The 25,755-nt window shown below is 41.0% G+C and carries 19 protein-coding genes, 3 tRNA genes, 1 rRNA gene, 1 pseudogene and 1 other annotated feature; of the genes and pseudogenes, 5 read left to right on the top strand and 19 right to left on the bottom strand.

The features are described 5' to 3' along the window. Window positions 1-412: 412 nt before the first annotated feature. The 3 genes from G7Y42_RS11595 to G7Y42_RS11585 all read right to left on the bottom strand — a co-directional run bounded on the left by G7Y42_RS11595 (window position 413) and on the right by G7Y42_RS11585 (window position 3,521). Window positions 413-709, bottom strand: coding sequence for a type III secretion system protein PrgR (locus G7Y42_RS11595; RefSeq protein ID WP_165038205.1), 297 nt, complete (start codon window positions 707-709; stop codon window positions 413-415). Window positions 710-768: 59 nt separating this feature from the next. After that, a complete protein-coding gene (locus G7Y42_RS11590; RefSeq protein ID WP_241161956.1) occupies window positions 769-2,247 on the bottom strand; it encodes a primase C-terminal domain-containing protein in 1,479 nt (492 codons plus the stop codon). A 104-nt stretch (window positions 2,248-2,351) separates the two neighbouring features. Beyond that, entirely contained in the window at window positions 2,352-3,521 is a 1,170-nt protein-coding gene (locus G7Y42_RS11585; RefSeq protein ID WP_165038200.1) for a glycerate kinase, read from the bottom strand. 135 nt (window positions 3,522-3,656) lie between these two features. On the opposite strand from G7Y42_RS11585, the gene G7Y42_RS11580 reads away from it, so the two are divergent. Beyond that, window positions 3,657-4,598, top strand: coding sequence for a 2-dehydropantoate 2-reductase (locus G7Y42_RS11580; RefSeq protein WP_165003879.1), 942 nt, complete (start codon window positions 3,657-3,659; stop codon window positions 4,596-4,598). 235 nt (window positions 4,599-4,833) lie between these two features. Here the strand turns inward: G7Y42_RS11580 and G7Y42_RS11575 are convergent, their stop codons facing one another. Beyond that, the gene (locus G7Y42_RS11575) at window positions 4,834-7,137 is read right to left on the bottom strand and encodes a glycosyl hydrolase family 18 protein (protein WP_165003881.1); all 2,304 of its coding nucleotides are present in this window, start codon (window positions 7,135-7,137) and stop codon (window positions 4,834-4,836) included. Between the two features lie 363 nt (window positions 7,138-7,500). Between G7Y42_RS11575 and G7Y42_RS11570 the strand changes: the two genes are divergently transcribed. Both G7Y42_RS11570 and G7Y42_RS11565 read left to right on the top strand, forming a co-directional pair. Continuing rightward, window positions 7,501-8,577, top strand: coding sequence for a helix-turn-helix domain-containing protein (locus G7Y42_RS11570; protein WP_165003883.1), 1,077 nt, complete (start codon window positions 7,501-7,503; stop codon window positions 8,575-8,577). Then, window positions 8,567-8,986, top strand: a complete 420-nt coding sequence (locus G7Y42_RS11565) for a hypothetical protein (RefSeq protein WP_165003885.1) — start codon at window positions 8,567-8,569, stop codon at window positions 8,984-8,986. Before G7Y42_RS11570 ends, G7Y42_RS11565 begins: the two co-directional genes overlap by 11 nt. Before the next feature lie 24 nt (window positions 8,987-9,010). On the opposite strand, the gene G7Y42_RS11560 is transcribed toward G7Y42_RS11565, so the two are convergent. The 8 genes from G7Y42_RS11560 to G7Y42_RS11525 form a co-directional block, all read right to left on the bottom strand. After that, window positions 9,011-11,656: a valine--tRNA ligase gene (locus G7Y42_RS11560; protein ID WP_165003887.1), complete on the bottom strand. Its 2,646-nt coding sequence runs from the start codon at window positions 11,654-11,656 to the stop codon at window positions 9,011-9,013. A gap of 47 nt (window positions 11,657-11,703) precedes the next feature. Next, window positions 11,704-11,917 (bottom strand) — a binding site (T-box leader). A gap of 181 nt (window positions 11,918-12,098) precedes the next feature. Further along, window positions 12,099-12,746, bottom strand: coding sequence for a redox-sensing transcriptional repressor Rex (locus G7Y42_RS11555; RefSeq protein WP_165003889.1), 648 nt, complete (start codon window positions 12,744-12,746; stop codon window positions 12,099-12,101). A 295-nt stretch (window positions 12,747-13,041) separates the two neighbouring features. Next, window positions 13,042-14,253: a tRNA uracil 4-sulfurtransferase ThiI gene (gene thiI / locus G7Y42_RS11550; RefSeq protein ID WP_165003891.1), complete on the bottom strand. Its 1,212-nt coding sequence runs from the start codon at window positions 14,251-14,253 to the stop codon at window positions 13,042-13,044. A 15-nt stretch (window positions 14,254-14,268) separates the two neighbouring features. Beyond that, on the bottom strand, window positions 14,269-15,411 hold the full coding sequence (locus G7Y42_RS11545) for a cysteine desulfurase family protein (protein ID WP_165003893.1): 1,143 nt from the start codon (window positions 15,409-15,411) through the stop codon (window positions 14,269-14,271). 174 nt (window positions 15,412-15,585) lie between these two features. Next, a complete protein-coding gene (locus tag G7Y42_RS11540) occupies window positions 15,586-17,307 on the bottom strand; it encodes a septation ring formation regulator EzrA (RefSeq protein WP_165003895.1) in 1,722 nt (573 codons plus the stop codon). 211 nt (window positions 17,308-17,518) lie between these two features. Further along, window positions 17,519-18,067 (bottom strand): HAD family hydrolase, encoded by a 549-nt coding sequence (locus G7Y42_RS11535; RefSeq protein WP_165003897.1) that lies wholly within the window; start codon window positions 18,065-18,067, stop codon window positions 17,519-17,521. A gap of 27 nt (window positions 18,068-18,094) precedes the next feature. After that, window positions 18,095-18,934 carry a Cof-type HAD-IIB family hydrolase gene (locus G7Y42_RS11530; RefSeq protein ID WP_165003899.1) on the bottom strand — a complete coding sequence of 280 codons (840 nt, stop codon included), beginning with the start codon at window positions 18,932-18,934 and terminating at the stop codon, window positions 18,095-18,097. A 36-nt stretch (window positions 18,935-18,970) separates the two neighbouring features. After that, complete coding sequence (locus G7Y42_RS11525) at window positions 18,971-19,804, bottom strand: DUF72 domain-containing protein (RefSeq protein ID WP_165003901.1); 834 nt, start codon at window positions 19,802-19,804, stop codon at window positions 18,971-18,973. A gap of 126 nt (window positions 19,805-19,930) precedes the next feature. On the opposite strand from G7Y42_RS11525, the gene G7Y42_RS11520 reads away from it, so the two are divergent. Further along, on the top strand, window positions 19,931-20,899 hold the full coding sequence (locus G7Y42_RS11520; protein ID WP_165003902.1) for an asparaginase: 969 nt from the start codon (window positions 19,931-19,933) through the stop codon (window positions 20,897-20,899). A gap of 91 nt (window positions 20,900-20,990) precedes the next feature. Here the strand turns inward: G7Y42_RS11520 and G7Y42_RS11515 are convergent, their stop codons facing one another. The 4 genes and pseudogenes from G7Y42_RS11515 to G7Y42_RS11500 form a co-directional block, all read right to left on the bottom strand. Further along, window positions 20,991-21,728 carry an acyl-ACP thioesterase domain-containing protein gene (locus G7Y42_RS11515; RefSeq protein WP_165003904.1) on the bottom strand — a complete coding sequence of 246 codons (738 nt, stop codon included), beginning with the start codon at window positions 21,726-21,728 and terminating at the stop codon, window positions 20,991-20,993. Window positions 21,729-21,743: 15 nt separating this feature from the next. Continuing rightward, a pseudogene (locus G7Y42_RS11510) lies at window positions 21,744-22,577 on the bottom strand (fructosamine kinase family protein). Between the two features lie 240 nt (window positions 22,578-22,817). Continuing rightward, entirely contained in the window at window positions 22,818-24,146 is a 1,329-nt protein-coding gene (locus tag G7Y42_RS11505; RefSeq protein ID WP_165003906.1) for a C1 family peptidase, read from the bottom strand. Between the two features lie 308 nt (window positions 24,147-24,454). After that, window positions 24,455-24,528 (bottom strand) — tRNA-Asn (locus G7Y42_RS11500). A 207-nt stretch (window positions 24,529-24,735) separates the two neighbouring features. Between G7Y42_RS11500 and G7Y42_RS11495 the strand changes: the two genes are divergently transcribed. Then, a tRNA-Thr gene (locus G7Y42_RS11495) sits at window positions 24,736-24,808 on the top strand. Window positions 24,809-25,051: 243 nt separating this feature from the next. Here G7Y42_RS11495 and G7Y42_RS11490 read toward each other — a convergent pair. The 3 genes from G7Y42_RS11490 to rrf form a co-directional block, all read right to left on the bottom strand. Beyond that, window positions 25,052-25,429: an iron-sulfur cluster biosynthesis family protein gene (locus tag G7Y42_RS11490; protein WP_165003908.1), complete on the bottom strand. Its 378-nt coding sequence runs from the start codon at window positions 25,427-25,429 to the stop codon at window positions 25,052-25,054. Between the two features lie 116 nt (window positions 25,430-25,545). Then, a tRNA-Asn gene (locus G7Y42_RS11485) sits at window positions 25,546-25,619 on the bottom strand. A 9-nt stretch (window positions 25,620-25,628) separates the two neighbouring features. Beyond that, window positions 25,629-25,744: ribosomal RNA gene (rrf, locus tag G7Y42_RS11480) — 5S ribosomal RNA — on the bottom strand. Between the last annotated feature and the right edge of the window lie 11 nt (window positions 25,745-25,755).

Here is a 25,755-nt window from a genome sequence, read left to right as displayed (position 1 = left end):
CGTAGAAAGAAAGAATCGCTCCCTTGAAAACGAGCGGACGATTTCTCGTCATCTTTTGTTTTCGTGCTAGCTGAGTCTTCGCAACTCTCCTTCCTAGTATGTGCCTCACCCATCCAAACGCACCGCTTTTTCTAGCCGTACTATTTTAGGCGTTTTATCCTTCCTAAGCCCCGAATAGGCACGCTGATCAACTTAGAAAGTTCTGTTGATATTCAGTTGTCAATGATCTGAAAAAAACACATCAAAAATCAGTTTACGTGTGTCGCTTCGGTTCAACTCTAGTTCAAGAGATTCCTTCCACCCACAAATAATTCCTATCTGCTTCGTGTCCGTGTGCTGCTCTCAATGGCTTTTCCTTTGCTAGTTTGAAGAAACTAACAAACGAAAAAAGGCTAGTTTGTTGGTTCAATGATTATTCTTTAGTTCCTGCTTTAATTTTTGCATAGTTTTCGCGTAAAATTTTTAAGGGGTGTTGTGGACAGCCACGACAAGCCACAATCTTTCCATCTCTAAAAATAGATTTGATCTGTGTAAAAAACAATTCCGCATCTTCATCGACCCCTAGCTCTCTTGTGACGATTTCTTGCTGCTTTCCTGAATCATCCACAATAATTCGTTGGATCTTTTGTTGAGAAATCCTCCATCGTTGGCGACTAAATAAAGTCACCTCACAACAGATTCTTTCTAAATGTAAATGCGTTAATTCCATTGAATGACTCCCTTCCTTATCATAGATATATTGTAAAAGGCAATTGGCGCATTTTACTTTTAGCCAATATCGGCTTCAAATAAATTCAGTTGTTCGCTTCTACAATGCTCTTCTAAAAAAAGCGCTACAATCATTCCTAGCTCTTTTTTCGTTAGCGAAAACAAGTCCTTCAAATGAGAAAGATAGGCTTGTTGCTTCTCACGTGTACGCCGTAAACACTGCTTTAAGAATGTTCGTACTGACATCAACAGAATTCCTCCTCCTTTACCACGCTTACTTCGGTAAAACACCTTATTTTCTTTTTTTAAGTCTTTTAAAAGTCGGTCAAGGCTACGTGTAGGAATACCAATTTTCTCCTGTAACTCTTTTCTTGTACTCTCTATGTATCCTTGTCCCTGAGCTTCTACTTGATTTAAGTAGCTCATAAGATCCGTTTTCCATTCTTGTTGGTGATTATATTTCCGCTGGTTTCTTGGCTTTTTGAACTTCCACCATCCCCGACGTTGGATAAACAGCTCTTTTTCTTGGATATCTGAAGCAATCCATTCCTGGCACAATTCCAAGATAAAATCTCGTCGGGCCGCTTGATAATTGCTGGAATACGCACTCTTTACGATCGTTTCAACTTCTTTTTCAGATAAAGGCTCTTTTAGACGTTCATTGAATTCAAACATGTTATATGCGCAGGTTTCTTGGCTATACCCCGAAGAAAAATAGGCAAGTGAAAGCGTAAAGATTACGTTGTTCCGCCCCAATCGTCCCTCTCCGCCGATAATATCGGCTTTTCTTAACAAGAGGTAAAACCAAGGTTCATCGACTTGTCGATACTCTTTTTTCTCTGGAAAAACAACCAACTTCGCTTTTGCCTCTATCTTTTGATCCACCGCTTGTTTCATCGACCAATTAATCCACTCTGAAAATGAATACCGATTCTCTGATTCGTAAAACACAATGTTTCTTTTATTTGGAAATCGAGCAATACCAAAATGGTTACAGCCAATATCTACACCTACTAACTGTTTCGCTAGCTGCGATCGAATAGCCATAGAAATCCGTTTCGCCACGTCGATTACTTTGAAATTGCTTTTGTTCGTCACATAAGCTGGTGTACTTAATACAAAATAGACTTGATAGCCAAAATCAGATTCTAAAATCAATGTCGGCATAAAACCTAGTTGGTCGATACATGCTAGAATGATCTCTCCTTGGTGGTTTTCTTTAGAATCGATATCAACGACAAAGGTATTGATTTGACGTAAGTTCTTCTCGAAATGGCCTTTAACAACTAGACGTTTCTCATCAGTATATTCTCCATATCGATAAACATTTGGCGTCCAATGCGTGATCACATCCGCTTGTTCCTCAATGGCTTCTATAGAAGTAATCACAACTCCTCTTGAAACAGCTAAGGCTTCTTTAGAATAGTAAATAAAGATTGAACCTTTCTTTTCTTCTTCAACAAAGCTTAACGGCTTCAGCTGACTATTTTTAAACTTGTAAGAACGTAATCCATTTTTCAAAAAAATCTGAAGCATTATTTTCCCCACCTTTCTATTTTGAAAAATTAGCAATCAAAAAAACTCTGAATAAGGTCGCTTACACAGAGTTTTTAATCATTGTTATTTAATTTTCCGAGAGAATTTCAATCATTAAAATTTTCTAATTTATTAATTGACATTCGGGTAAAAACTAGACACTTACAATCATTTGAGAGAAGCTGACTGAGTGTTTGTGCTAGCACTTTGGTATTTTCCAGCGTCCTTTGATGATCCATTGCTTCTTCCAAATTCGCTGGGCGAAGCTGGATACTGAAGACGACGGGTAAAAAACATGTCAGTTCCCCCAGTTCTTTTTCACGGCTTCCGCATATAGCGATGATCGGTTTCTGATATTTTTTAGCAAGGACAGCTATGCCATAAGGTACTTTTCCATGGATCGTCTGTTCGTCGATCCGTCCTTCCCCAGTCACGACTATGTCTGCTTGCTTCACTTGTTCTTCTAGCCCGATCATTTGGCTGACTAACTCGAACCCGGAACGCATCTGCGCGCCAAGCAGAAAAAGTGCACCGCCGATCCCACCTGCTGCGCCGCTTCCCGGGATTTCGTCCAAATCGATAGTTGTTTCTCTTTTGATTTGATCCGCGATCTTTTTTGCCTGCTGATCTAAAAATCCAAGTGTTTCTTCCGTACCGCCTTTTTGTCTGCCAAACTGTCGGGCAGCTCCCTTCTTTCCAGAGTAAGGGCTGGTGACATCAGCTGCAATGATCACTTCGATTCCTGCGAATATTTCCTGACAGTTGTTCAAATGGACTTCCTCTACAGACAAGAGCGGATTTCCTTCTGTGACACCTTCTAATGATGCTCCTAAAGACTGGAGTAATCCTAGTCCGCCATCTGAACAGCCACTTCCGCCAAGAGTGATGATGATTTGTTCCGGTTTTTCAGCCAGTACTGCTTTGATCAGTTCACCCAAAGCATAGCTTGAAGCCAAACGAATCGTCTGATTAGTCGGCTTATCGAGCAAATCGATCCCAATCACTTCTGCAGACTCAATCACTGCGATCTTTTTTTCCCGCCAATCCGTCAATAAATAACGACTTTCATGCTTTCGGAAAAGCAGATCGATCCCTTCGTTCTTTTTCCACACACCTCCGAGCGAATGATACAACGCCTCAGCTGTGCCTTCTCCGCCATCAGCGATTGGAACATTCGTTTTTTTCCCGTCTGTCAGCCACCCATCTAAAAATGCCTGATTCAATTCAAACGAAGACGCACTTCCTTTAAAGGAGTCGATAGCTGCTAATATATCCATTTTTCTCACCTGCTTTCTGATGTTTTCTTCTTAAGTAAGACACTTTTTTTTATTTTTTTCAAACAAAATCGTGCTTTTTTTTGGTGTTTTTCTATATACTGATAAAGAAGTCATTTAATAAAGGAGAGAACACAAATGAAAATTGCAATAGCTGGTGCCGGTGCGATGGGTAGCCGAATCGGACTGATGTTACATCAAAGCGGGAATGACGTGATCCTGATCGATCGCTGGCCTGCTCATATCGAAGCCATCCGTACAAACGGATTGATCGCTGATTTCAATGGGAACGAAGTCGTGGCGAAGCTTCCGATCTACTCCCCAGAAGAAATCATCGAAAGTCAAGAACAAGTAGACCTGATCGTTGCGCTGACAAAAGCGAATCAGCTGGATGGGATGTTCCAAGCGATCCAATCGATCATTACGGAAAAAACTTATGTCTTATGTTTATTGAATGGACTAGGTCATGAAGATGTGCTAGAAAAATATGTCCCTAGAAAAAATATTTTATTTGGGATCACGATGTGGACTGCCGGTCTAGATGGTCCTGGGAAAGTAACCTTATTAGGTGATGGCGAAATCGAACTTGAGAATTTGGAGCCGGAAGGTGAAGCTTTCGCACACGAAGTAGTTGAGGTATTCAAAAAAGCGGAACTCAATCCGATCTACAGCAGTAATGTCCGTTATTCGATTTGGCGCAAAGCCTGTGTGAATGGCACTTTGAATGGACTATGCACGATTTTAGACTGCAATATCGCTGAATTCGGTGCACAAGAAGCCGCTGACGGGATCGTCCAGACGATCGTTGCTGAATTTGCCTCAGTCGCTGAAAAAGAAGGCATCCATTTAGACCAGACAGAAGTCAACAAACATATCAGTGCGACTTACGATCCAGAAAATATCGGCTTACACTATCCTTCGATGTATCAAGATCTGATCAAAAACCACCGGATCACTGAAATCGACTATATCAATGGAGCCGTTTGGCGTAAAGGTCAAAAGTACGGGATCAGCACACCATATTGTGCTTTCTTGACACAATTGGTCCATGCAAAAGAAGGGATCCTTGGAGCCAAATAAGGATCGTACGATTGTTTTTGGGTGTTACAAAAAAGAAAGGTATGACAAAAATCTTGTCGTACCTTCTTTTTTGCTTACATATCGTTCTATCTGTTGCTACTCGGTGCTAAGCCACATTTGTACAAAGATATGAGAAACTGATCCCTGTTCAATTGGTCTTATTACTCAAAACAAAGCGCAGTTGTCATAACCTCTTCTGTCATGATCCGCATTTCAACGACTATGAGTGACTCGATCATTTCACAGTGATCGTATCATAAAGATTGTTTTGATGATTGTCACCAGCAAGGTACACTTCAAAAACATCTCCAGCTTTGACCGGCCGCGTGGTATTTCCTGTCCAGGTATAGATATCAGAACTTCGATTGATCCATGAATAGTAGACTATCCGATTACGACTTGACATCATATAGTTTCCGTTATGAGTAACAACATAGTGATTATTCGCTTCTTGAGCTTCTTTTTTTATATTCACCAGTACTCGATTGCCTACTACTTCAAAACCAGTAATATCTTCTTTTCGTTCATCAATAGTCGGAATCATTTCTTTTGTTACAATAATCTCTTGCAATAGCGTATGGTTTCGTTCTCCTTGTTTTCTAGCAGAGAGTGTGATCTTGTCCCCTTCTTTTAACGGGATGTCACTGCGATAAATCGCTGTATATCCGTCTTTTGCTGTGCGGTAAGAATAATAATTGATACCTCTCTCATTCGAAAATCTATAAGCTCCATTAACCTCTACTCGATAGTTCGTGTTAGCCGTTCTCAACTCTTCTTCTAGATCTAAAAAGATCGTATTGGCATTACTTGATTTTTCGATACGGATTCTTTCGATTGGCTTTCTTTCCTCTAATACTTTTGCTACGATTGTCGTCATTTCCGCCGTATCTGGCGTATCATGAGCTAATTCCCAAATGATCGCACCGCCATAGCCATTGTCGATCGTATAATTGACTTTTTTCGTGATCGTTTCGATATTATCGTACGTGTAAAGTTCTTTCTTCTTTGAATCATAGATGTATGGTGCTTGTGCTTCGTCGTCCCAATGATAAGAAAGGTGTTCGACTGTTTCGTCTTTTGCCTGTGCTTCAAATTCTTTGAGTTGGAACCAAGGCTTCAATCCAGCTAATTCATCCGGATCATCCCAAGTTCCGCCATTTGCTGGACCATTACTTGCTACACCGATCCCCGCTTCTTCCACATTGGCGAAACCTCTTGAATAGTAGCTCATCCCCACCATCAGTTTCTGTTTAGGAATGCCGTAGACTTCATGGTATTCTTTCATGGCTGCTGAGACATTGAACTTTTCGTCTGTATCACTAGCCTTTGGATACAAAGGAGAGTGATGTCCAGTCTGTGTATCGAATCCGCCTCTGAAGTCATAAGTCATCACATTGAAGTTATCTACATAGTCATTGGTGATTTCCGGTGCGATGAATGCCATTTTTTCATGGTTCGCTGTGACTGCGATACTCAATTGATAATAAAAGTCGTTTTCTTTTCCTGCTTTCGTCATTTTTTCACGTAATTGCTTGATCAATGCTACGAATTTTTCTTTCTCTTCCTCATTTTCAGGGTATTCCCAGTCAATATCGATACCATCAAACTGATACGTCAGCATAAATTCAACCAATTGATCCGTAAAGCGATTCATCCGCTCCGGCGTAGCTGTCGCATGGTCAAAACCGCGATCGTCCACTGAATTGGTCCATCCACCGATTGAAACCATGGAAGCAACATCATTTTCCTCCGCTAGCTGGACGATTTGATTGATATAGTTTCTTCCTCCGCCTTCATGTCCCTCGTCAAAATCAGCCCATGGATCATTTGAAACCAGATTCCCTTCGTCGTCAATCACCATAAATGCATAATTCACATGCGTAATTTTGTCAAAAGGAACATCAACAGGATCATATCCTTTTCCATCCAGCACACCTTGGCTATAGTTATAATCCGGTTTTTCCGGCTCGTAATCTGTCTTGTATCCATGCCAGTTTGCGAAATAGCCGATGACTTTCGTCTGGTTTTGCACTCTGTCAGCTTCTTCTTTTTGCAGCTGCTCTGCTTGTGCACCAGTGAAGCGATTGAATCTGAAAGTGTTCAATGGTGCAGGCAAGGGTTTGATCAATTGCCAAACAGCATCTTCTCCCGGTTTGTCCGAAGGCTCAGCCCAATAAGAATTCCGCCATATGTTGCCATTATGGAGGACATAAGTTCCGCCAGTATAGCTTTTTGACTGCCAAGCCTCACTATCTACAATGACCTGGTCGTATAAAGCGACTTGGACTTCTTGTGTTCCTCTAAATACTTGCCCTTCTCTTCCACGTGTCCAGCTCGCGCCACCGTTGTTCGACCACATATGCGTCTCGTTCAGGCCGTTGATCACATTTGACGAATCATCCATCGTTAATGCAGAAGCTGTCGTATTCTGCTCTTTGGCATAGACATTCAGCAGCTGAGGACTGAATAAAGATGCCCCAATGACTGACAGTGTCAAAAGTTGTTTCATGAATGTTTTTGTTTTGACTGTTTTTTTCATTACTAATCTCCTTTTACTTTCTTTTTTGTTGCAGCTGACAAATCAATATCCTTTTAAATAACCTGATTCCTCCTCTTGTTTTACGCCTTACAGTTTCAAATTAACGGATTCCTCTTCTATTTGAAATCTTTAGTATCTTTTTTTTAGCAAAGTTTCAGCTTGGTATCTCTTTTTTGTTTTTTTTAATTAAAAAACATCAAGGTATCTTATCTTCTAAATATTCAATAACAAAAAGTATGTATACTGATGTGTCCTGAAAACAAAAATTATTCATAAAGAAAAAAAAAGGACTCGCTCATACCGTGGCCGTTGTTATAATTTTCATGCAAGGAACATTCTTGTCTATACAAATGAAGAAAGGGGATGGATGATTTGAGGAAATTACTGTCAGCAAAGCATCAGAAACAGCTAGCGATCATGGAGTATCTTTTACAGCACACTTGCGCTTCGTTAGAACAATTGGAAAAAGTGACCAACTCATCAAAACGGACCCTGATCAGTTACCTGGAAGAATTAGAACGTCGAACCGATTTTTTTTCAATCGAGAAAAAAAAGAACAGTTATGTACTTTTAAAAAATAAATCGATGAGCTACAGCACCATTTATCATTACCTTTATCAAGAATCGATACAATTGAATGTGCTCGAGTATATTTTTCTCCATCCGTTTGCTACAACAAATGAGATTCTTCAAGTCTTTGGTTTAAGCAGCTCTCAGTTTAGACGGATCAAGAACAGGTTGATCTGTTGTTTGGAGAGTCATCAGATCTATCTCAGCACTTCTCCGTTTCATTTTCTCGGAGAATTCAAAAAGCTGTCTTGTTTTTTTCTTTTATTTCATATTGAGAAGTATCATTTTCTTGAATGTTTTACGACTCGCAAGGAGCTAACTGTCATTAATCAATTTGTTTCAAGCTTCTCGCATCTTAATGTAAGTTTCTGTGAACATTACAAAGAACACCTGAAGATCCATATTTGGGTTACCATCAAGCTGAGTGGCCATTTTCCAGGAATGTTGACTGTCTCTTCTTTTTCATCATTCGACTCTGCGCTCTTTTTTGTTGACTATCTCTTGTTTGAAAAAGTGTTCAAAGTTTCTTATTCAAGGTTTCTTCATTCTAAGCTTTCAGAATTATATCTGACGTTGTCCCAGAATGTACAATCAGATGAAAAAAAGAAGCAAAAGGAAGCCTTCGCTCATTTTCGTACGAGTATCTATCATCTTTTAGGTGAAGACACAGTGACTGAATTTCCTTTGTTCATTGATCCAGTGTTCGAACAATTCCATGGAAAATATTATATTTTGAATAATAGCAAACAGCGCTTTGTAACTGAATTTTTTAGACAGTACAGTTGTTTTCCTGCGGTTCTTTCACAGCAGTTGATGGGAATCATCTTGAATTTCAAAAAAAAAATTGAAGGACATGCCCTTGTTTTTTGAATTGTTTTATCTTTTTCTCCTCCATGATCCCAAGATTGTTGAGTTGATCAGGCGTAATCAGGAGATGAAGCGGATCGGCGTTTTTTATACTTATGGGACAAAACATACCCAATTAGTCGCACAGCATTTAACCCAATCATCTGATGACACGTTTCTTTTTCACCCTGTCCAAGTCGCATCGGATAACCGTTTACTCGAATTAAGCGCAAATTTTGATTTTTTTCTTACTGATCTTCCAATTGCTCAATCAAAAAATTGGATCATTATAGATGGGTTTCCATCTGAAGTAGAAAAATGCTTCTTCGATGAGTTTTTCAAAAAATCGATCTTCTCTGATTTTTTTGAGAAACTGGACGAAACGCCGCCCTCCAAAAAAAGAAACCCGGATCAGCAGGATCACTCCTTTTGATCTGGGTTTCTTAATGCGTGGTTATTACTGTATGGTACGCAAACTTTCAATGCGTTCTTTCACTGCTGCTTGTTTTTCCAAGTAATCTTTTTCTTTCGCACGTTCTGCTTCGACTACCTCAGCAGGTGCATTTGAAACAAAGCGTTCGTTTCCAAGTTTTCCTTGGACACGTTTGACTTCGCTTGTCCATTTATCCAATTCTTTTTCCAAACGTTTGATTTCTTCTTCGATATTGATGAGGCCAGCTAATGGCAAGAAGATCTCAGCACCTGTCAGAACAGCTGACATTGCCAGATCAGGAGCGGCGATGTCACTTGCGATCGTCAATTCTTCAGGATTACAGAAACGTTCGATATAACTTGTATTTTCGATTAAGAACTGGTCAATTTTAGGATCGTTGGTCTTGATCAGCAAAGTAATCGGTTTGGATAACGGTGTATTGACTTCTGAACGAATATTCCGGACTGCCCGAATCAATTCTTTCAAGACTTCCATTCCTTTAGAAGCTGTTTCATCATCAAATTCCGGGCGGACAACTGGATATTTTGCTACAACTAAAGAGTCGCCTTGATGAGGGATGTGCTGCCAGATTTCTTCAGTCACGAATGGCATGATTGGATGCAACAGGCGCAAGATCTGATCCAGTGTGTGCACTAAGATACTACGCGTCGTTTGTTTCGAGACAGCATCTTGACCATACAATACTTCTTTACTCATCTCGATATACCAGTCACAGAAATCATCCCAGATAAAGTTATAAAGCTGACGTCCTGCTTCTCCGAATTCAAAATGGTCGAAGAGGTCGGTGACTTTTTCGATCGTTTCGTTCAAACGAGTCAGGATCCAGCGGTCTGCCACATTTTTTTCACCAGACAAATCGATATCTTCAACCTTCATACCTTCAACGTTCATAATGACAAAACGTGACGCATTCCAGATTTTATTGATAAAGTTCCAGGCTGCATCCATTTTTTCATAGCTGAAACGTACGTCCTGACCAGGAGCAGAACCATTTGACAAGAACCAACGCAAAGCATCAGCCCCGTATTTTTCAATGACTTCCATTGGATCGATCCCATTGCCTAAAGATTTACTCATCTTGCGGCCTTGTTCGTCGCGAATCAATCCATGGATCAATACATTTTCAAATGGGCGTTCGCCTGTGAATTCCAGACTTTGGAAAATCATCCGACTGACCCAGAAGAAAATAATATCATACCCTGTCACTAATGTGCTTGTTGGGAAATAACGTTTGTAATCTTCATTTTCTGTATCCGGCCAGCCCATTGTTGAAAACGGCCATAAAGCCGAGCTGAACCAAGTATCTAGAACATCCGGGTCTTGTACCCAGTTTTCACTGTCTTCAGGTGCTTCCATTCCCACATACATCTCGCCGGTTTCTTTATGATACCAGGCAGGAATCTGATGTCCCCACCATAGCTGACGGGAAATCACCCAGTCATGGACATTGTCCATCCAGCGCAAGAACGTTTGATTGAATCTTGGCGGGAAGAATTCGACTGCTCCGTCTGTTTCTTGATTTTCGATCGATTTTTTCGCTAATGGAGCCATTTTAACAAACCATTGTGTAGACAATCTTGGTTCAACAACTACGCCTGTACGTTCAGAATGTCCGACGCTATGGATCATCGTTTCGATTTTGATCAACCGACCGATTGCCTTCAGGTCCTCAACAATTGCTTTTCGTGCTTCGAAACGGTCCATGCCCGCGTATTTCCCTGCTAGGTCATTCATCGTGCCAGCTTCATTCATGACATTGACACGTGGCAGATCATGGCGATTACCCACCTCAAAGTCATTCGGATCATGGGCAGGCGTGATTTTTACGACCCCTGTTCCGAAGTCCATATCTACGTATTCGTCCGCAACGATTGGGATTTCTTTGTTGACTAGAGGAAGGATCACTTTTTTCCCAATCAGTGCCTGATAACGCTCATCATCAGGATGAACGGCGATTGCTGTATCTCCTAGCATGGTTTCTGGACGAGTCGTAGCAATTTCCACTACGCCAGAACCGTCTGCTAATTCATAGCTCATGTGATAAAATGCGCCTTCGATGTCTTTGTGGATCACTTCGATATCTGAGAGCGCTGTTCTTGCTTGCGGGTCCCAATTGATGATATATTCGCCACGATAGATCAGCCCTTTTTCGTACAATGTAACAAATACTTTACGTACTGCTTCAGACAATCCATCATCCAATGTGAAACGTTCGCGACTGTAATCCAGTGACAAGCCCATTTTCGCCCATTGTTCGCGAATATGGCTCGCATACTCCTCTTTCCATTCCCAAACCTGATCGATGAATTTTTCACGACCTAGATCGTAACGAGAGATCCCTTGCTCACGAAGTTTCGCTTCTACTTTTGCCTGCGTAGCGATTCCGGCATGGTCCATCCCAGGAAGCCATAACGTATCATAGCCCTGCATTCTCTTTTGGCGAATCAGCATATCTTGCAAAGTCGTATCCCACGCATGGCCTAAATGCAGCTTACCTGTCACATTTGGCGGCGGGATCACGATTGAATAGGGTTTTGCTTTTTTATCGCCGCTTGGTTTGAACAGATCTTGGTCTAACCAGTTCTGATAACGGCCAGCTTCGACTTCTTGCGGATTGTATTTCGTTGATAGATTTTTTTCTTCCGTCATACTGATTTCCTCCTTTAAACTAAAAAACGTCCTAAAATACTTTCGTATTTTAGGACGTATGATTACGCGGTACCACCTAATTTGCAATAGCACGACTATTGCCTCTCGAGTGAGATAACGATCACGACTCGTTTGTCTCTACTTGATTCAAGACAAAAACTCCCAAGCTACCTTCACCGGATACCATTGAGAACCTCTCAGCATACAGTTCTCTCTCTTGAAATGGATCTCCCAGCTACTCCTCTTGATCAGCGTCATGCTTCATTCTACAATGGAATTTTTTTTTAGTCAATAAAAGGTAAAGAAAAAACAATTCTCTCACCCACTTCCGTTCATACACCAAGTAGGTTTGTTGCCTGAAGAATCCTTCATGCTCTTCATATGTTCACGAGCGGCACAGACTCAAGTAAAAACATGAATATCTCAAACGCTTTCAATTCTATTAAAAAAAGACTTCTGAATAATTCTCATCAAAATAAATAAGCGTTTGTAATTCGGTCGTCAAATCAATATACTGGACTTTCACATGCGGAGGGACGTTCACGCGATCTGGCGCAAAATTCAAGATCGCCGTTATCCCGGCTTTTACGATCTCATTGATCGCCTCTTGTGAATACTTACTTGGCACAGTCGATATCGCGACGGTGATATGTTCTTCTTCTGCGACTTCTGCAAAACGCTCAATAGGGTAAATCATCTGTCCGTCGATCACTTGATTGACTAGTTTAGGATCATTATCGAAGACACAGACGATGTTCAAGTTTTCATTTCGGCGGAAATTATTGTGCTTCAGGGCTTTTCCAAGATTACCGTAGCCCACTAGTGCGATTCGTTTTTCTTCTTTTGTATTTAAAATATTATTGAATACTTCGATAAGAAACGGCACGTCATAACCATAGCCACTGCGTCCCAGCTCACCCAGATGAGAGAAATCTCTGCGGATCGTGGCAGATGGGATTTGTGTAAGTTCGCTGAATTCGTTTGATTTGATACGTATGACTCCTGAGTCATCCAGCATTTTCAAGTAACGCAGGTACACAGGTAATCGTTTGGCTGTCGCTTTTGGCAATATTTCTGATTTATCTCGCATAGTCGATACTCCTTGTTAATTTTTTCACATATTCAGTGTACCATGAGTGACAACGAAGTGACAACCTACAATCCAAAAAAGAGTTTGAAACAAAAACAAAACCAGCTTTTGTCTCAAACTCTTCGTCTTCTGCCATAACCTATGGATTCAAAAATGGAGGAAGCCATTTTCACAAAATTTTTCTTACCACTCAAAGATGAATGGCACTAAGCCCAATCAGCTGAAAAATATGAAAATCTATTTTTAGCTGATCGTTCTTACTGCTTGATGCAGAACAGCTTTTTCACGACTTCTTTTACAACAATTCAGAAAACTCTGCGATTTCTTCTACGGATGTCTCTGCATGGATAGTTTCCATTTTCAATCCTTCCAATGCACGCTCGATCATTTCATCGATTGGCAACCGTTCTTCATATTGATGGACTTTGTCAAGTTGTGGTCGGGTTTTTGGCTGTGGCGGTGCAAAAATCGTACAGCAGTCCTCAAATGGTTGGATCGATAAATCGAATGTGTCGATCTGTTCTGCTACTTCGATGATTTCTAGCTTATCCATCGTTGCTACCGGACGAATGATCGGTGTATTCGTCACTTCATTGATCGCAACCATGCTTTGCAATGTTTGAGAAGCAACTTGGCCAAGGGATTCACCATTTAAAATGATCAGTCCATGTCGGATACGGCGGATCTTGTCGGTCAGACGAAGCATCATCCTTCGTGTGATCGTCATCCAGTAACCTTGAGGGACACTTTTTTTGATTTCCTCTTGGATTTCAGTGAATGGTACTTCGATAAATTCGATTTTTCCTACATACGGGGTCAACTTTGCCGTGAGGTCTTTTGCTTTTTGCAATGCTTGTTCACTCGTGTAAGGTGGGCTAGCAAAATGAACGGCTTCGATTTCTACACCGCGTTTCATTGCAAAATATCCTGCAACTGGTGAATCGATCCCGCCAGAAAGCATCAGCATGCCTTTCCCACTCGTACCTACAGGAAGACCGCCAGCTCCTTTTATCGTCTCATAGGACAAATAAGCACCGTCTCTGCGGATTTCTACACGCAAAGGAATATCAGGTCTCCGCATTTGTACTTGTATCTCAGGAAAAATGTCAAAGACAGCATTTCCTAACGTCTGATTCAACTCATTACTAGTCAATTCAAAATCATGATCGCTGCGCTTAGCGATGATCTTGAATGTTTGTTCGCCGGTATAGATCTCTCTCATGATCTCTTGTACAGTCTCTTTCAGTACTTCCACATTTTTTTCCACACGTATACTTGGTGAAAAATTCTGGATACCGAAAATCTTTTCTAACAAAGGGATCACAAGATGTCCATCTGCGCCATTCAACAACAGATGCATCCGATCGCGGTCAGCATGGATCTTGATTTCCGGAAAGTCTTTCAATGCCTGTCTGACATTTTGAGCAAGTTGCATGATGAAACTTTTCCGGTTTTTCCCTTTTGTAGAAAGTTCCCCATAACGAACCATGATTTCACTGTAATTCACAAAAACACTCCTCTTTTAATTGATAACAGAAAATTTCTTATAAAGCTGCTTGAAAATAATCATGAACTGTTCCACCTCGGCTAGCGAATTGCTTTCGTCCAAGCTGATCCGCACAGCTGATGTCGCCAGTTCATTCGGTACATGCATCGCATGCAATGTACTGCTTGCCATGTGTTTGCGAGAAGAGCAAGCACTTGTAGTCGAGATGAAAATCTGTTTTTCCTCTAACGCATGGACGAGGACTTCTCCTCGTATCCCTTTTAAAGAGAAACATAGGATGTGCGGCGCATAGTCTTTCCCATCTGAAAAGATCGTTACTTTCTCATAGGTCTGTAAGGCATGGATCAGTGCTTCTTTTAAATGACCTGTATGATCTGGTTTACGGTCTTTTATTTCAAGAGCCAAACGCAAAGCCTTTGCCATGGCTACGATCCCAGGTACATTTTCTGTTCCGCTTCGCTGATTCTTTTCTTGTCCGCCTCCCGTCAATAGAGGTGCTAAACGTCTCCCTTTTTTCCAGTAGATGAATCCTGTACCACGAGGCCCGTGGAATTTATGGGCAGAAAATGTCGCAAAATCCACTCTTTCGGTCAGCCAGTAAGAACGTGGGACTTTACCGATTGCTTGGACTGCATCGACATGAAAATGGATCTTAGGAAATTCATTCAACACGTCACTGATTTCTCTGATAGGCTGGATCGATCCTACTTCATTGTTGACAGCCATGATGGAGACAAGGACTGTTTCTTTCCTTATCAGTTTTTTCAGTTCGTCTACTAGGACAAATCCTCGTTTGTCTACAGGTGCCACACTCACTTCTATCCCTAATGCTTTTAGCTGTTCCGCTGTTTCACTCACAGCAGGGTGCTCGATGCCGGAGATGATCATATGATTGCCGTATTCGCGTTTTTCGATCATCGTTCCTTTCACGACCCAGTTGTCACCTTCTGTTCCTCCAGAAGTGAAGTAGATCTCTTCTGGTACTGCTTCGATCAGTTCTGCGATCTGTTTCCTTGCTTGCTGCAGCAGACGATTTGCCTGGTTCCCTAAATCGTGCAGACTAGATGGATTCCCAATAATCCGCTGACTTGTTTTTACATAAGCATCTAAGCTTTGCGGAAAGATTGGGGTCGTCGCGCTATTATCAAAATATATCATAAGAAACCCCTCTTTTTTGAAATTCTTTTCTATTATAACGGTTGTCCTATCTGCTTTCAAGAGCCGTTGAGATTTTCAGACGATTGATCACATATGCAAAAAAAGAAACAGCTCAAGGAAACAAATGTTTCAGTGCGCTGTCTCTTTTATTATTCCATTAGATAATGGCTACAATCAAACCAAATCCGGATTATTGAAATAAAAATCTTCGATCCGTTTGAATGCACCTGGTTCCACGCGTTCTAGCGCTGTACCGATTTCGTCCAAAGCTTCTTGATAATGATATTCTTTATTGAAGAGATAGTAGCTTTTCTCGATCGCTTCTTTTATCTCTTCGTGTGTATGACGATAGCGATTTGCGTATTGCAGCATCTGTTCAGTGAGTGCTGCGGCGTCAACTAGATCATGCGTCTTCTTGTCCAATAATTCTAAATCTTCTTCGCACAGTGCAACGAGACGGTTGACTTCTTCCATATTCACTCGGATCTTATTCAACACAACACTGAGTTCTTCGATACGATCCGTTGCGACAAAAAAGAATTCCAGATAATCATTAGGCAATCCAGGCAAACGCTGTTTCTCAACAAAACGTTTCAAGCTGCGCAATTTGAATTCGAATGTATCGATTTTTTCCTGCGCTTCTTTTTCGCCTTTTCTCAATTCATGTAAAGAGTCGTCGATTTCGACTTGCTGGGTCTCGATATCTTCTAAAACTTTGAAGATGTTCTTATAAAATACACGTACTTCTGAATACGGTACCTGATGCTGTTGAAGCTGCGGTTTCATTTGTTCGTTTTGACGCTCGATTTCTTCCACTTCTGTCTGGAAGCCGCGAACTCGACCGATTTCATTATGATTCAGGGCGTAGCTTTGTGCGGTGTGATCTAATTCGATCAATAGCTGACGATTGTTTTTAGCAGCATGCTTGATATAAGCTTCGATCGTCGACTGGTTCGACTGCACGTAACTCTTTGCGTCCATTTCCCGCTCTAAGATATCATATAATGATTCGATCAGATCTGCTGTTTCACGATTTTCAAATTCAACCGTTTCGATTTCCGTTTTTTCAAGGTTCGCCAACGAATTTTCGATTCGTCTGCTTACTTTTTCGATATCACCAGCAAGGTCTTCTTCTGGAAAAACATATTGTTCTCTCGTCAATTTGACATAAGTCTCATTGATCTCTTCAAGCTGTTCGGGAAAAGTCGTATGCAGATCTTCATATAACGGCGGGATCTTTTTCATCAAAGCTTCCACTTCATACGTATGTTTTTCTGCTTTATCCAACACTTCGCGTGCTTCTACGGGATCACCTGAGGTATTCAGTGTGACAAATTGCGTAAATTCGTTTTCGATCGTTTTGACCTGCTTTTGCAACTCAAAAAGAGCAGGGCCGTATTCCTGTTCGTCCTCTTTGATTTTTCCTTTCAATTCTTCATAGACATCCAATGCCTTTTGTACAGCCAATGAATTGCGTTCTTCTGTTTCTCGCAATTCTTTCAGGCCTTCACGGATCTCAGCGACTTCTTTTTCCATCTGATCCATCGTACTTTCGGCTTCTGCTACAGCATTTTTGCCTTTTAAGAATCGGAAACTTTCATTGAGGTTTTCCACTTCGAAGATCTGGCTCTCCAACTCAGCGAACGAAGAGGTAGATATGTCGTTCCATTTTTGACTCCATTCACGAAAGGTATTTTGGCTTTGCCCTACCAGATGCATTTTTTTAACATCATCAACTTCTTCAATCACAGGCAAGTCGAATAACTCTTCTTTGCGTTTTTCCAAAGCGTCCAATCGGTCTTGATTTTTTTTCTTCATCCAGTAACTAACCAAAAAGACGACAATGGCGACTATAATGATTGCAATGACGATTCCGATGATAACATTATTTCCCATTTAAGGTTCCTCCGTTTTCAATATGCATCTATTTACACACAGATGAAAGATCTGCTCTGCATAAATCCAAATAAATACGTCTTTCGTGTAAAAGACATCTATTATAGATTATAGCATACTATTTTCAAGCATTCACTAACTTCATCGAAAATCTTTTGTTTTCCAAACATCGATAGATAACAAAATCTATAAACTGCTGTTCCACTTCTTTTTACTCCGACTGCACCTTTGTTTTCTGGGAATTATCTGCGGCACGCTGGATTTGTCTTTGGATTTCTGCGGCTATTAGCGGCTCAGGCGCATAGTCTTCCTGCCAATTATCTGGTTTGAGGACTTTGTTCGTCACAGGATCATAATGTGGTTTGCCATCTGGAAAAAGTTTCCCCATATTCGCCTGGTGGACGATATCGAAAATCACTGTCGGGTCTACTCCCAATAACGAAAACGAGCCGTACGTAAAATAAAGGATATCCGTCAAGGCATCGACTTGTTCGATCAATGGCTGTTCTCCCCACCCGCTTTTTTTCAGCATTTTCTCTTCTGCCTGATCGAGTGCCTGATGCAGCTTTGTCACCGAAGTATGTAACTGCTCTTTTTGACCATTACTGGTTGCTGCTATAAGCTCTACTAACTCTTCGATCTTGAAAGCCGCGCGGTAGACAGCTTCCTGTTCTGAAAAAGCGGTGGGCATTTCTGGTATGCGGGGATCAAATCGTTTATGAAAATCTTCTACTTTCTGGAAAGGTGTTTCTTCTGTCATTTTCTTCTTCCTTTTTTATACATAGATTCAATAGATCAATCCGAAGTGCTTCAAGCCTTCGTATATTCCATTTTCTTCATTCGACTGTGTCACAAAATCTGCGGCTTTTTTCACTTCTGACTGCGCGTTCCCCATCGCTACACCGATCCCTACTCCTTCAAGCATCGCGATATCATTATAATGATCGCCAAATGCCATGATCTCTGACATATCTATCCCTGTATCCTCAGCAAAAGCTTTGATGCCCAAAAGTTTGGAGCCGCCTTTTGGAATGATGTCGACCGTATAAGAATTCGAACGTTGGAATGTACAGTCTGGAAATTGCCGGTCAAGTTTCGTCTGTTCCGATTCTGCACTCAATAAAATACATTGATAGATCGGTTCGTTCAATATATCCAAGGTTTCATACCGATCTTTCTGACGATGTGGACTGAATAGCTGCAGCATTTTTTTCATTAACCGTACAGGGAACTTCTCTGGAAGCAAACTGACGAGTCTCTTGATGAAAATCGATTGTCCTAAACGCATCGTCATGGACCCATCAAGACGGTCTCTCCCACCAAAAATGATCTGCCGATGGTTTTCATCTGAAAAATCAACGATTCTCTGGAGCGTTGCGTGATCGAATGGATGGTCGACGATCGTTCGATCAGCCGTAAAAACAAGCTGTCCATTATAGACCACATACATGTCCAATTCCAGATCATCAATGATCTCTTTGATCCTAACGGGGCTTCGACCGGTAGCTACGCCGCATAAGATACCGTTTTTTCTTGCATAGCTGATTGCCTGCTTCGTTGATTTCAGCGCTTTGGAACGATTTGTAACTAATGTCCCGTCAATGTCGAAAAATATTGCTTTGATCACATCTCCTGCCTCCTTTCTTCCTCTCTTATTTATATCTTAAAATAGATTGATCTGTTTTGGATTGAGTCCCTGAGGTTCGATCTGCAGGATTTTCTGCAGAGCCAAGGCATTCTCTGCAGCGTCTCCTCCTGAATTATTATTGAAAATCACACCAATCTCTCGCGTCTGTTTTTCGATGGATCTGATCTCTTTTGCCAATTGCTGCAGCTCCTCTTCTGAATAGCGATACAATGTCCGTTTTTTCCGCCAGTCCTGATCATTTGCCAGCCAACCTTGGGTATTCCTACCGTGAAACCGAAATAAAGTAAAAGACGGATTCGTTACAAATGGGTCAAAAGGAATCGTTGTATTGAGCAGCTGCGGCTCGTCAATAACAGCTAATGAAAAACCTGCACGCTGCATAAAACTTCGTGTACGTTCCAAGAATTCACTGCTATACCAAGAATAATCGCGAAGTTCGATAGCGACCGGATAACCGTCAAACCATTTTCTCAACTTTCTCAAATACTGTACATTTTCTTGCGTACATTTAAATGAAGAAGGAAATTGTACTAAAAAACAGAAAAGTTTCCCCTTTTCGGTCATGGGCGCCATGACTTCTAAAAAATGCTGGATCATCTCTTCTTCTGTCTGGTAATATGTATGCCAGTCTGCTTGCCCGCTGATGCCCTGATAGACCTTGACGACAAAACGAAAAGTATCCGGTACTTCACTGATCCAGTTTTCGACAGATGTCTTTCGGGGGATTCCATAGTAGGCGGTATCTAGTTCTACTAGCGGCAAGAATCCCGCATATTCGTAGAGTGTGTTATTCTTTTTTCCAGTTAACTTATCATGTTCGTTAAACGAAGTCAGTCCGATTCTAATCATCCTTGTCACCCTTGTTCGATATAGTTGGTTACGCTATCTCTTGTCTCGCTAATAGCAAAACTCTTTCATATAGTATACAATAAGCTTTAAAGTCTATGCAAAATTATTAGTGAGGAAGTCCGTAAAATGAAAAAAATTCTGATATTACACACTGGCGGGACCATTGCTATGAAAGAAAACATGCTAACTGGTGGTGTCAGTCCCGATGTAGTAAATCCATTGTTAGATGCAGAAGTAGATATCCCAGAGAATGTGGAGCTACTTGTGGAAGACATTTTCAATCTTCCTTCGCCTCATATCATGCCAGAACATATGTTGATCTTGAAAAAAAGGATCTTGGAAGCATACGATTCTGGTATCATGGGTGTAGTCATCACTCACGGTACAGACACATTGGAAGAAACAGCCTTCTTTTTAGATACAACGATCGATAATCAATTTCCTATCGTATTGACTGGTGCTATGCGTTCAAGTAACGAACTGGGGAGTGACGGCCTGTACAATTTTGAAAGTGCGATCCGTGTAGCTAGCTGTGATGAAGCAGTCGGCAAGGGCGTCTTAGTTGTGATGAACGAAGAGATCCATACCGCGCGTTATGTAACGAAAACACATACGACCAATGTGGCTACTTTCCGTACGCCAACGTTAGGGCCGATCGGTTTAGTCACGAAAAACCGCATCTTGTTCATGCAAGAACTCCTTGAAACACAGCATCTCGATATCTCTTCTGTTGACGGGACCATCCCGATCGTTAAAGCTTATGCAGGAATGCAAGGCGACTTGCTCGAAGCGATTGCGCATACTAAGGTGGATGGTCTGGTTATCGAAGCATTGGGTGCAGGGAATCTTCCGCCGAAAGCTCTGGCTGCCTTAGAAAAATTACTCGTACAGAAAATCCCGGTCGTTCTTGTTTCCCGTTGCTTCAACGGCATTGCAGAACCGGTCTACGACTATGAAGGTGGCGGCAAAGAGCTGGAAGAAATGGGGATCATTTTCTGCAACAGTATCAATAGTCAAAAGGCACGGTTGAAATTACTGATTGCTTTGAATTATGGCTTGTCTGGCGAAGAACTGATCTCGTTTATCCAAAAGTAAGTAAATTGAAACAAGCAAAACCACCGAATGGAAAGACTGAAGAACTTTCCATTCGGTGGTTTTGCTAACGCAGCTACTATCGTTTACTTCTCTATTTCTCTTTCCACAAAATATTGGCTTCACAGTACAATTGTTCCTGCATCCGGATCTCATGTCTTGTTTTTACGCCATTTTCAGTCGTTACTTGCTCAAAATGACTTTCGATCTCATTTCCGTATTCCACTTCTTTGTCAAAACGGATGATGACCTTCTCCGGCACATGAGTAGTCAGAAAATCATATCCCAATACATCGATGATCCAATTAAAGTACATCGCATTATTCACATGCTGATTGCTGTCGATATCATAAAAACGTACGCGATACGGCAGCATCACACCTGATTCGATCTTTTCTATTTTTTCTTGTCGCTTGATTCTTTTGATTTTTTCACTTTCAAATGGTGCGATGATCTCTTCATTCACACTGCTCATTTTCCGGTTCACGAAATCCATAAGGACAAAAACCGATTCGATTTTTACAAGCTCTTCTCCTTGTTCATCATGGATCCAAAAGTTCCGATAGCAGAAAAATTTGTTGTATTCCATTGCTTGCGTAGTCACAGAAATCGTCTCACCGACTTTTGGTAGTCGATTGATGTGCATCGTGTAATTTGTGATCACCCATGTCAATCCAAAACTATTGACGAACTCGCTGCCGCGACCAAGATCGTCACTTTGATCTTCTGAGGTTTTGATCACAACTCCCAGCATAGATGGAAATGTCATCGTCTGATTGATATCGCATTCGTAATATGAAACTTCATGTTTTTTGGTATATTTTTTTGCCAAAAAAATACCCTCCTCTTAATTTTTCTCTAATAACTGGTCAACCTGCGAGCCGTAGCTTTCGCCAAACATGTTGAGGTGCGCAAGTAAATAATACAGCTGATATACAGGAAGACGTTCGCTCCACCCATCCTCTAAAGGAAAGCTGTCCTGATAAGCTGTGAGAAATTCTGGTCGAAACCCTCCAAATAGCTGACTCATTGCTATATCCTGCTCCCGATTCCCATATGAAACAGCAGGATCGATAAAAACTGGTCGTCCCTGTTGGTCAAAGAACACATTACCACTCCATAAGTCTCCGTGCAAGAGGCTCGGCACATTCTTTTGCTGATCTGTTATTTGAAGAACGTGTTTTTTGAATAACAAGTACTTTTCCTGCCGGCGTCCGCCCCATCGATTGCTTTTTTCGGCTAACGTGATTTGGCTTTCTAAACGGTTTTTGAAGAAAAATGTCCACCAGTTCTCTTCATACGTATTGATTTGAGGAAGGATGCCTAAATAATTATCTTTTCGAAATCCGAATTGAGGGGCAGTCACTTGGTGTAGTTTAGCCAAAGCTGTTCCCAGTTCCCGCTGGTCTCCATTCCCTGGCTCGATCCATTCCATCAGCAAATAAGCCCCTTCCTCCGTTTCTCCAAGCATATATGTCTCCGGAACACGAACATGAGGGGCCAGTTATTTCAGTCCATCTGTCTCCGCCTCAAAAAATTCTTTGCCTACCCCAGGATGGATCTTCAGAAAATAAGATTGCTGCTGTGCATCGATGCGATATGTCTGGTTGACGTCCCCGCCTGCAATCGGAACGACTTTCCCGCTTAATTTCAAATCGGCCAATACTGTTTGGATATCCATTTCATAACTCCTCCTCACTATGCCTGTCTTATCTGCAAGAAATCAGCTGTCTGTCCGTACTTACCGGATAGCTGATCCAACTTTTCTCTATTTATAAAAAGTATAACACAGCTTCGAGAGAAAGAAGGAAAACAGGCTGCAGCCTTCTCATCTGTCGTTTCACTCACCTGAAAAAAATAGACCGAGACGACGAATGTCCCGGTCTTTCTCTAAATAATGTGCGATTCTCTTGCTTTCCTTTTATGCAAGTGCGCCCATTGGATCCCAAGGAGCTAAAACAGTAGGTTCTGCATTGAACGCGTCCAGCTGTTCTTTTGTCAAAAGATCTTTTCTCACAACGATCTGGTACGTATATTCGTCCATCCATTCGTCACTCATAACGAAGAAACCTTTATCACCGACTTTTTCGCCCCAGCTGTTTTCGACTTTCCATTTTGTGGATTTTCCATCGATCAGATCCACACCAGTCAAGACCATCGCATGAGTCATCAAGCTTTCTCCATAATCCAAACGCTGTGCCTTTGTCATTGTAAAATCAACATCGAATAAATCATCCATGTCATATACATCTAACGCCATGATTCCACTGTCTCTTGTAGAAGATTGTCCCACATCACAGCCGAACCAGACAGATTCGCCTTGTTCCAGCTGCGCAATCGCCAGTTTCTTGAATGTTTCCATATCCACATTCAGATATCTCACTTCTTTTCCGCCCACGACATTTCCCAGCATTTCTACCGTGTAAGAACGATCAAAAGGCTTATCTGCTGTTGGGGCATTGATGATGCTGACATAATCGTCTAATTTCACACCAATATATTTGTCGTAGAACATTTGCGGAGTCAATCCGCGATCAATATGATAATTTTTTTCTTCATCCCGGTATTCGAAATCAAATTCTTGAGGAGGTGTTCCTAACGAAATCGTCAAAAAGTGATAAACACCTTCCAGCATTTTTTCTTTTTCCTCTTGGATCGTTTCGGCAGATTCTCCTTTTGCAACCATCTCCCGCAAAGCAACTGCATCTTTACGCAGTAACTTATTCAAATAATTATTCAATTCACGAGAATTAGAGCTGTTTGCACTTTCCGGCATCACCGCTTTTGGCACGACACCATATTTCTGGAATAAAGAAACGATCATATCCCACTGTCCACCATCTTGCTGAGGAGTAGTAAGCAAGAATGCGACTTTTCTGCTACTGAGATCTTCTTTACCAGTTGCAATAATGTTTTCATAGAAATAATTTGCTTTTTCGTATTTATCCCAGAAAAAAGTATAATTTTGTGATAATTCAAATTCTTTTAAATGGAATTGGTTCAGCATTTTATGACGGAACGTATTTAATGCCGCAAACATCCAGCAGCGCCCTGATTGTTTTTGATTTGCTACTTTTCCTGTAGCTAAATCAATGGAGAATACAGGGGTATTTTCAACATGTGCAGAAACATTTTCTGCAGAAGCAGTGATTCCGTTCTTTACTACTGCACGTTGCAGCGCCTGCTGTTTGTTGTTTGCCTGAAACTGTTTCTCAAATCTTTTGGTCATATCCGGTGTAATAGCTTTCATTCAATCATCCTTCCAAATCCAAGTTATACTCTGTATTTTACTCTTAAGGTGTGGGAAAAACAATCTTCCTCATTACAGATTTTTTTCTAAATTACAAGAACCAGACAGATATTAATAGGTTCGTATGTTCTTATCTATCTTATGAGCAAGAGAATGGATGTCGACAAAATGGGACGAGGAGCTGGAAAACGCATCTTTACCGACCAAGAAAGCCACAACGAAAAACCGAGATTTTTGATCTCTGGTAAGAGAACGTAAAAAAAGAGGCCCAAATCATTGGACCTCTTTTTTAAGAGTTTGATTTATTACTCCGGCAGTAGGACTCGAACCTACGACATCATGATTAACAGTCATGCGCTACTACCAACTGAGCTATGCCGGAATCAAGTACATGAATATAATATCAAGTTATTTCAAATAACGCAATACTTTTTTCTCAATTTTTTACAAGAAAACGTTAGCAAATTTTTGTTATTTTAAAGCAATGAATCGTTTCTTAGGTCGCGTAGATCCTCAAAAAAGTTTCTCGCAAAAATATATTGACAAAACAGTTTATATTCGTTATCCTATTAAATGTATTAATTATCCTGCCGCTTTAGCTCAGTTGGTAGAGCGCTTCCATGGTAAGGAAGAGGTCGCCGGTTCAAGCCCGGCAAGTGGCTTTCATAAAAAGCATCGACATGTTTTTTTAACAATATGTCGATGCTTTTTTATTTCTTTCAACAAAAATAACACCACACCATTTTCTACTAGTTTCAAGAACCTCCTGCCCTGTTCTTGCATAATGAAAACCATTCATGCATGTACTCTTTTCCTAAATCTCTTTTGTCCTAAGGTCTAAAAAGATAGGTGAAAAAAACAACTTCGCGCACAATTTATCTTCCACGAGGTTGTTTTTTCCCATATTATCCTAATGTCGGTTCAGAAAAGTTTTTGGGACGTAAGTCTACTAATTGTACATGACTATCTAAAGAGCCGCTTGGACTTTCCAATCTAAAGACTCCTAAACGAGGATCTAACGTCAAAGTCATGCTTTCATCCATATACATTTTAGAATAATCTTTAATATAGATCTCACCAATGTCACTATCTAAAGATAATTGATAATCTTTTTTCCCTTGCTTTTTATCTAGAAGCAGCAGGCGGAAACTCGTGTCTAAAGAGCAGACACCCATTTTAGAAAATTCTCCGACCCCATCATCAAGATCAAGGATCACCGTGGCACCCTCATCAATATACTTTTGTAATCTTTCTTGAGCTTTTTCAGAGACTTTTAAATACATAACTAAATAACCTCCTTTTATTAAAGAAGATTAGCACATAAAACCTAAATTTGCGAAAAACTTGCTCAAAAAAAAAACACAAGAAATATCATTACGATACTTCTTGTGCAAAAATACTCCGGCAGTAGGACTCGAACCTACGACATCATGATTAACAGTCATGCGCTACTACCAACTGAGCTATGCCGGAATAATACCCGCGTGGCGACGTCCTACTCTCACAAGGGGCAACCCCTCACTACAATCGGCGCTAAGAAGCTTAACTTCTGTGTTCGGCATGGTTACAGGTGTATCCTTCTCGCTATCGCCACCACACTGTGGTGTTA

The sequence above is a fragment of the Enterococcus sp. ZJ1622 genome (assembly GCF_011038845.1).
Taxonomy (GTDB): Bacteria; Bacillota; Bacilli; order Lactobacillales; family Enterococcaceae; genus Enterococcus_B.
The sequence above is the reverse complement of the archived record's forward strand: the minus strand, read 5'-3'. Positions and strand labels throughout refer to the sequence as shown.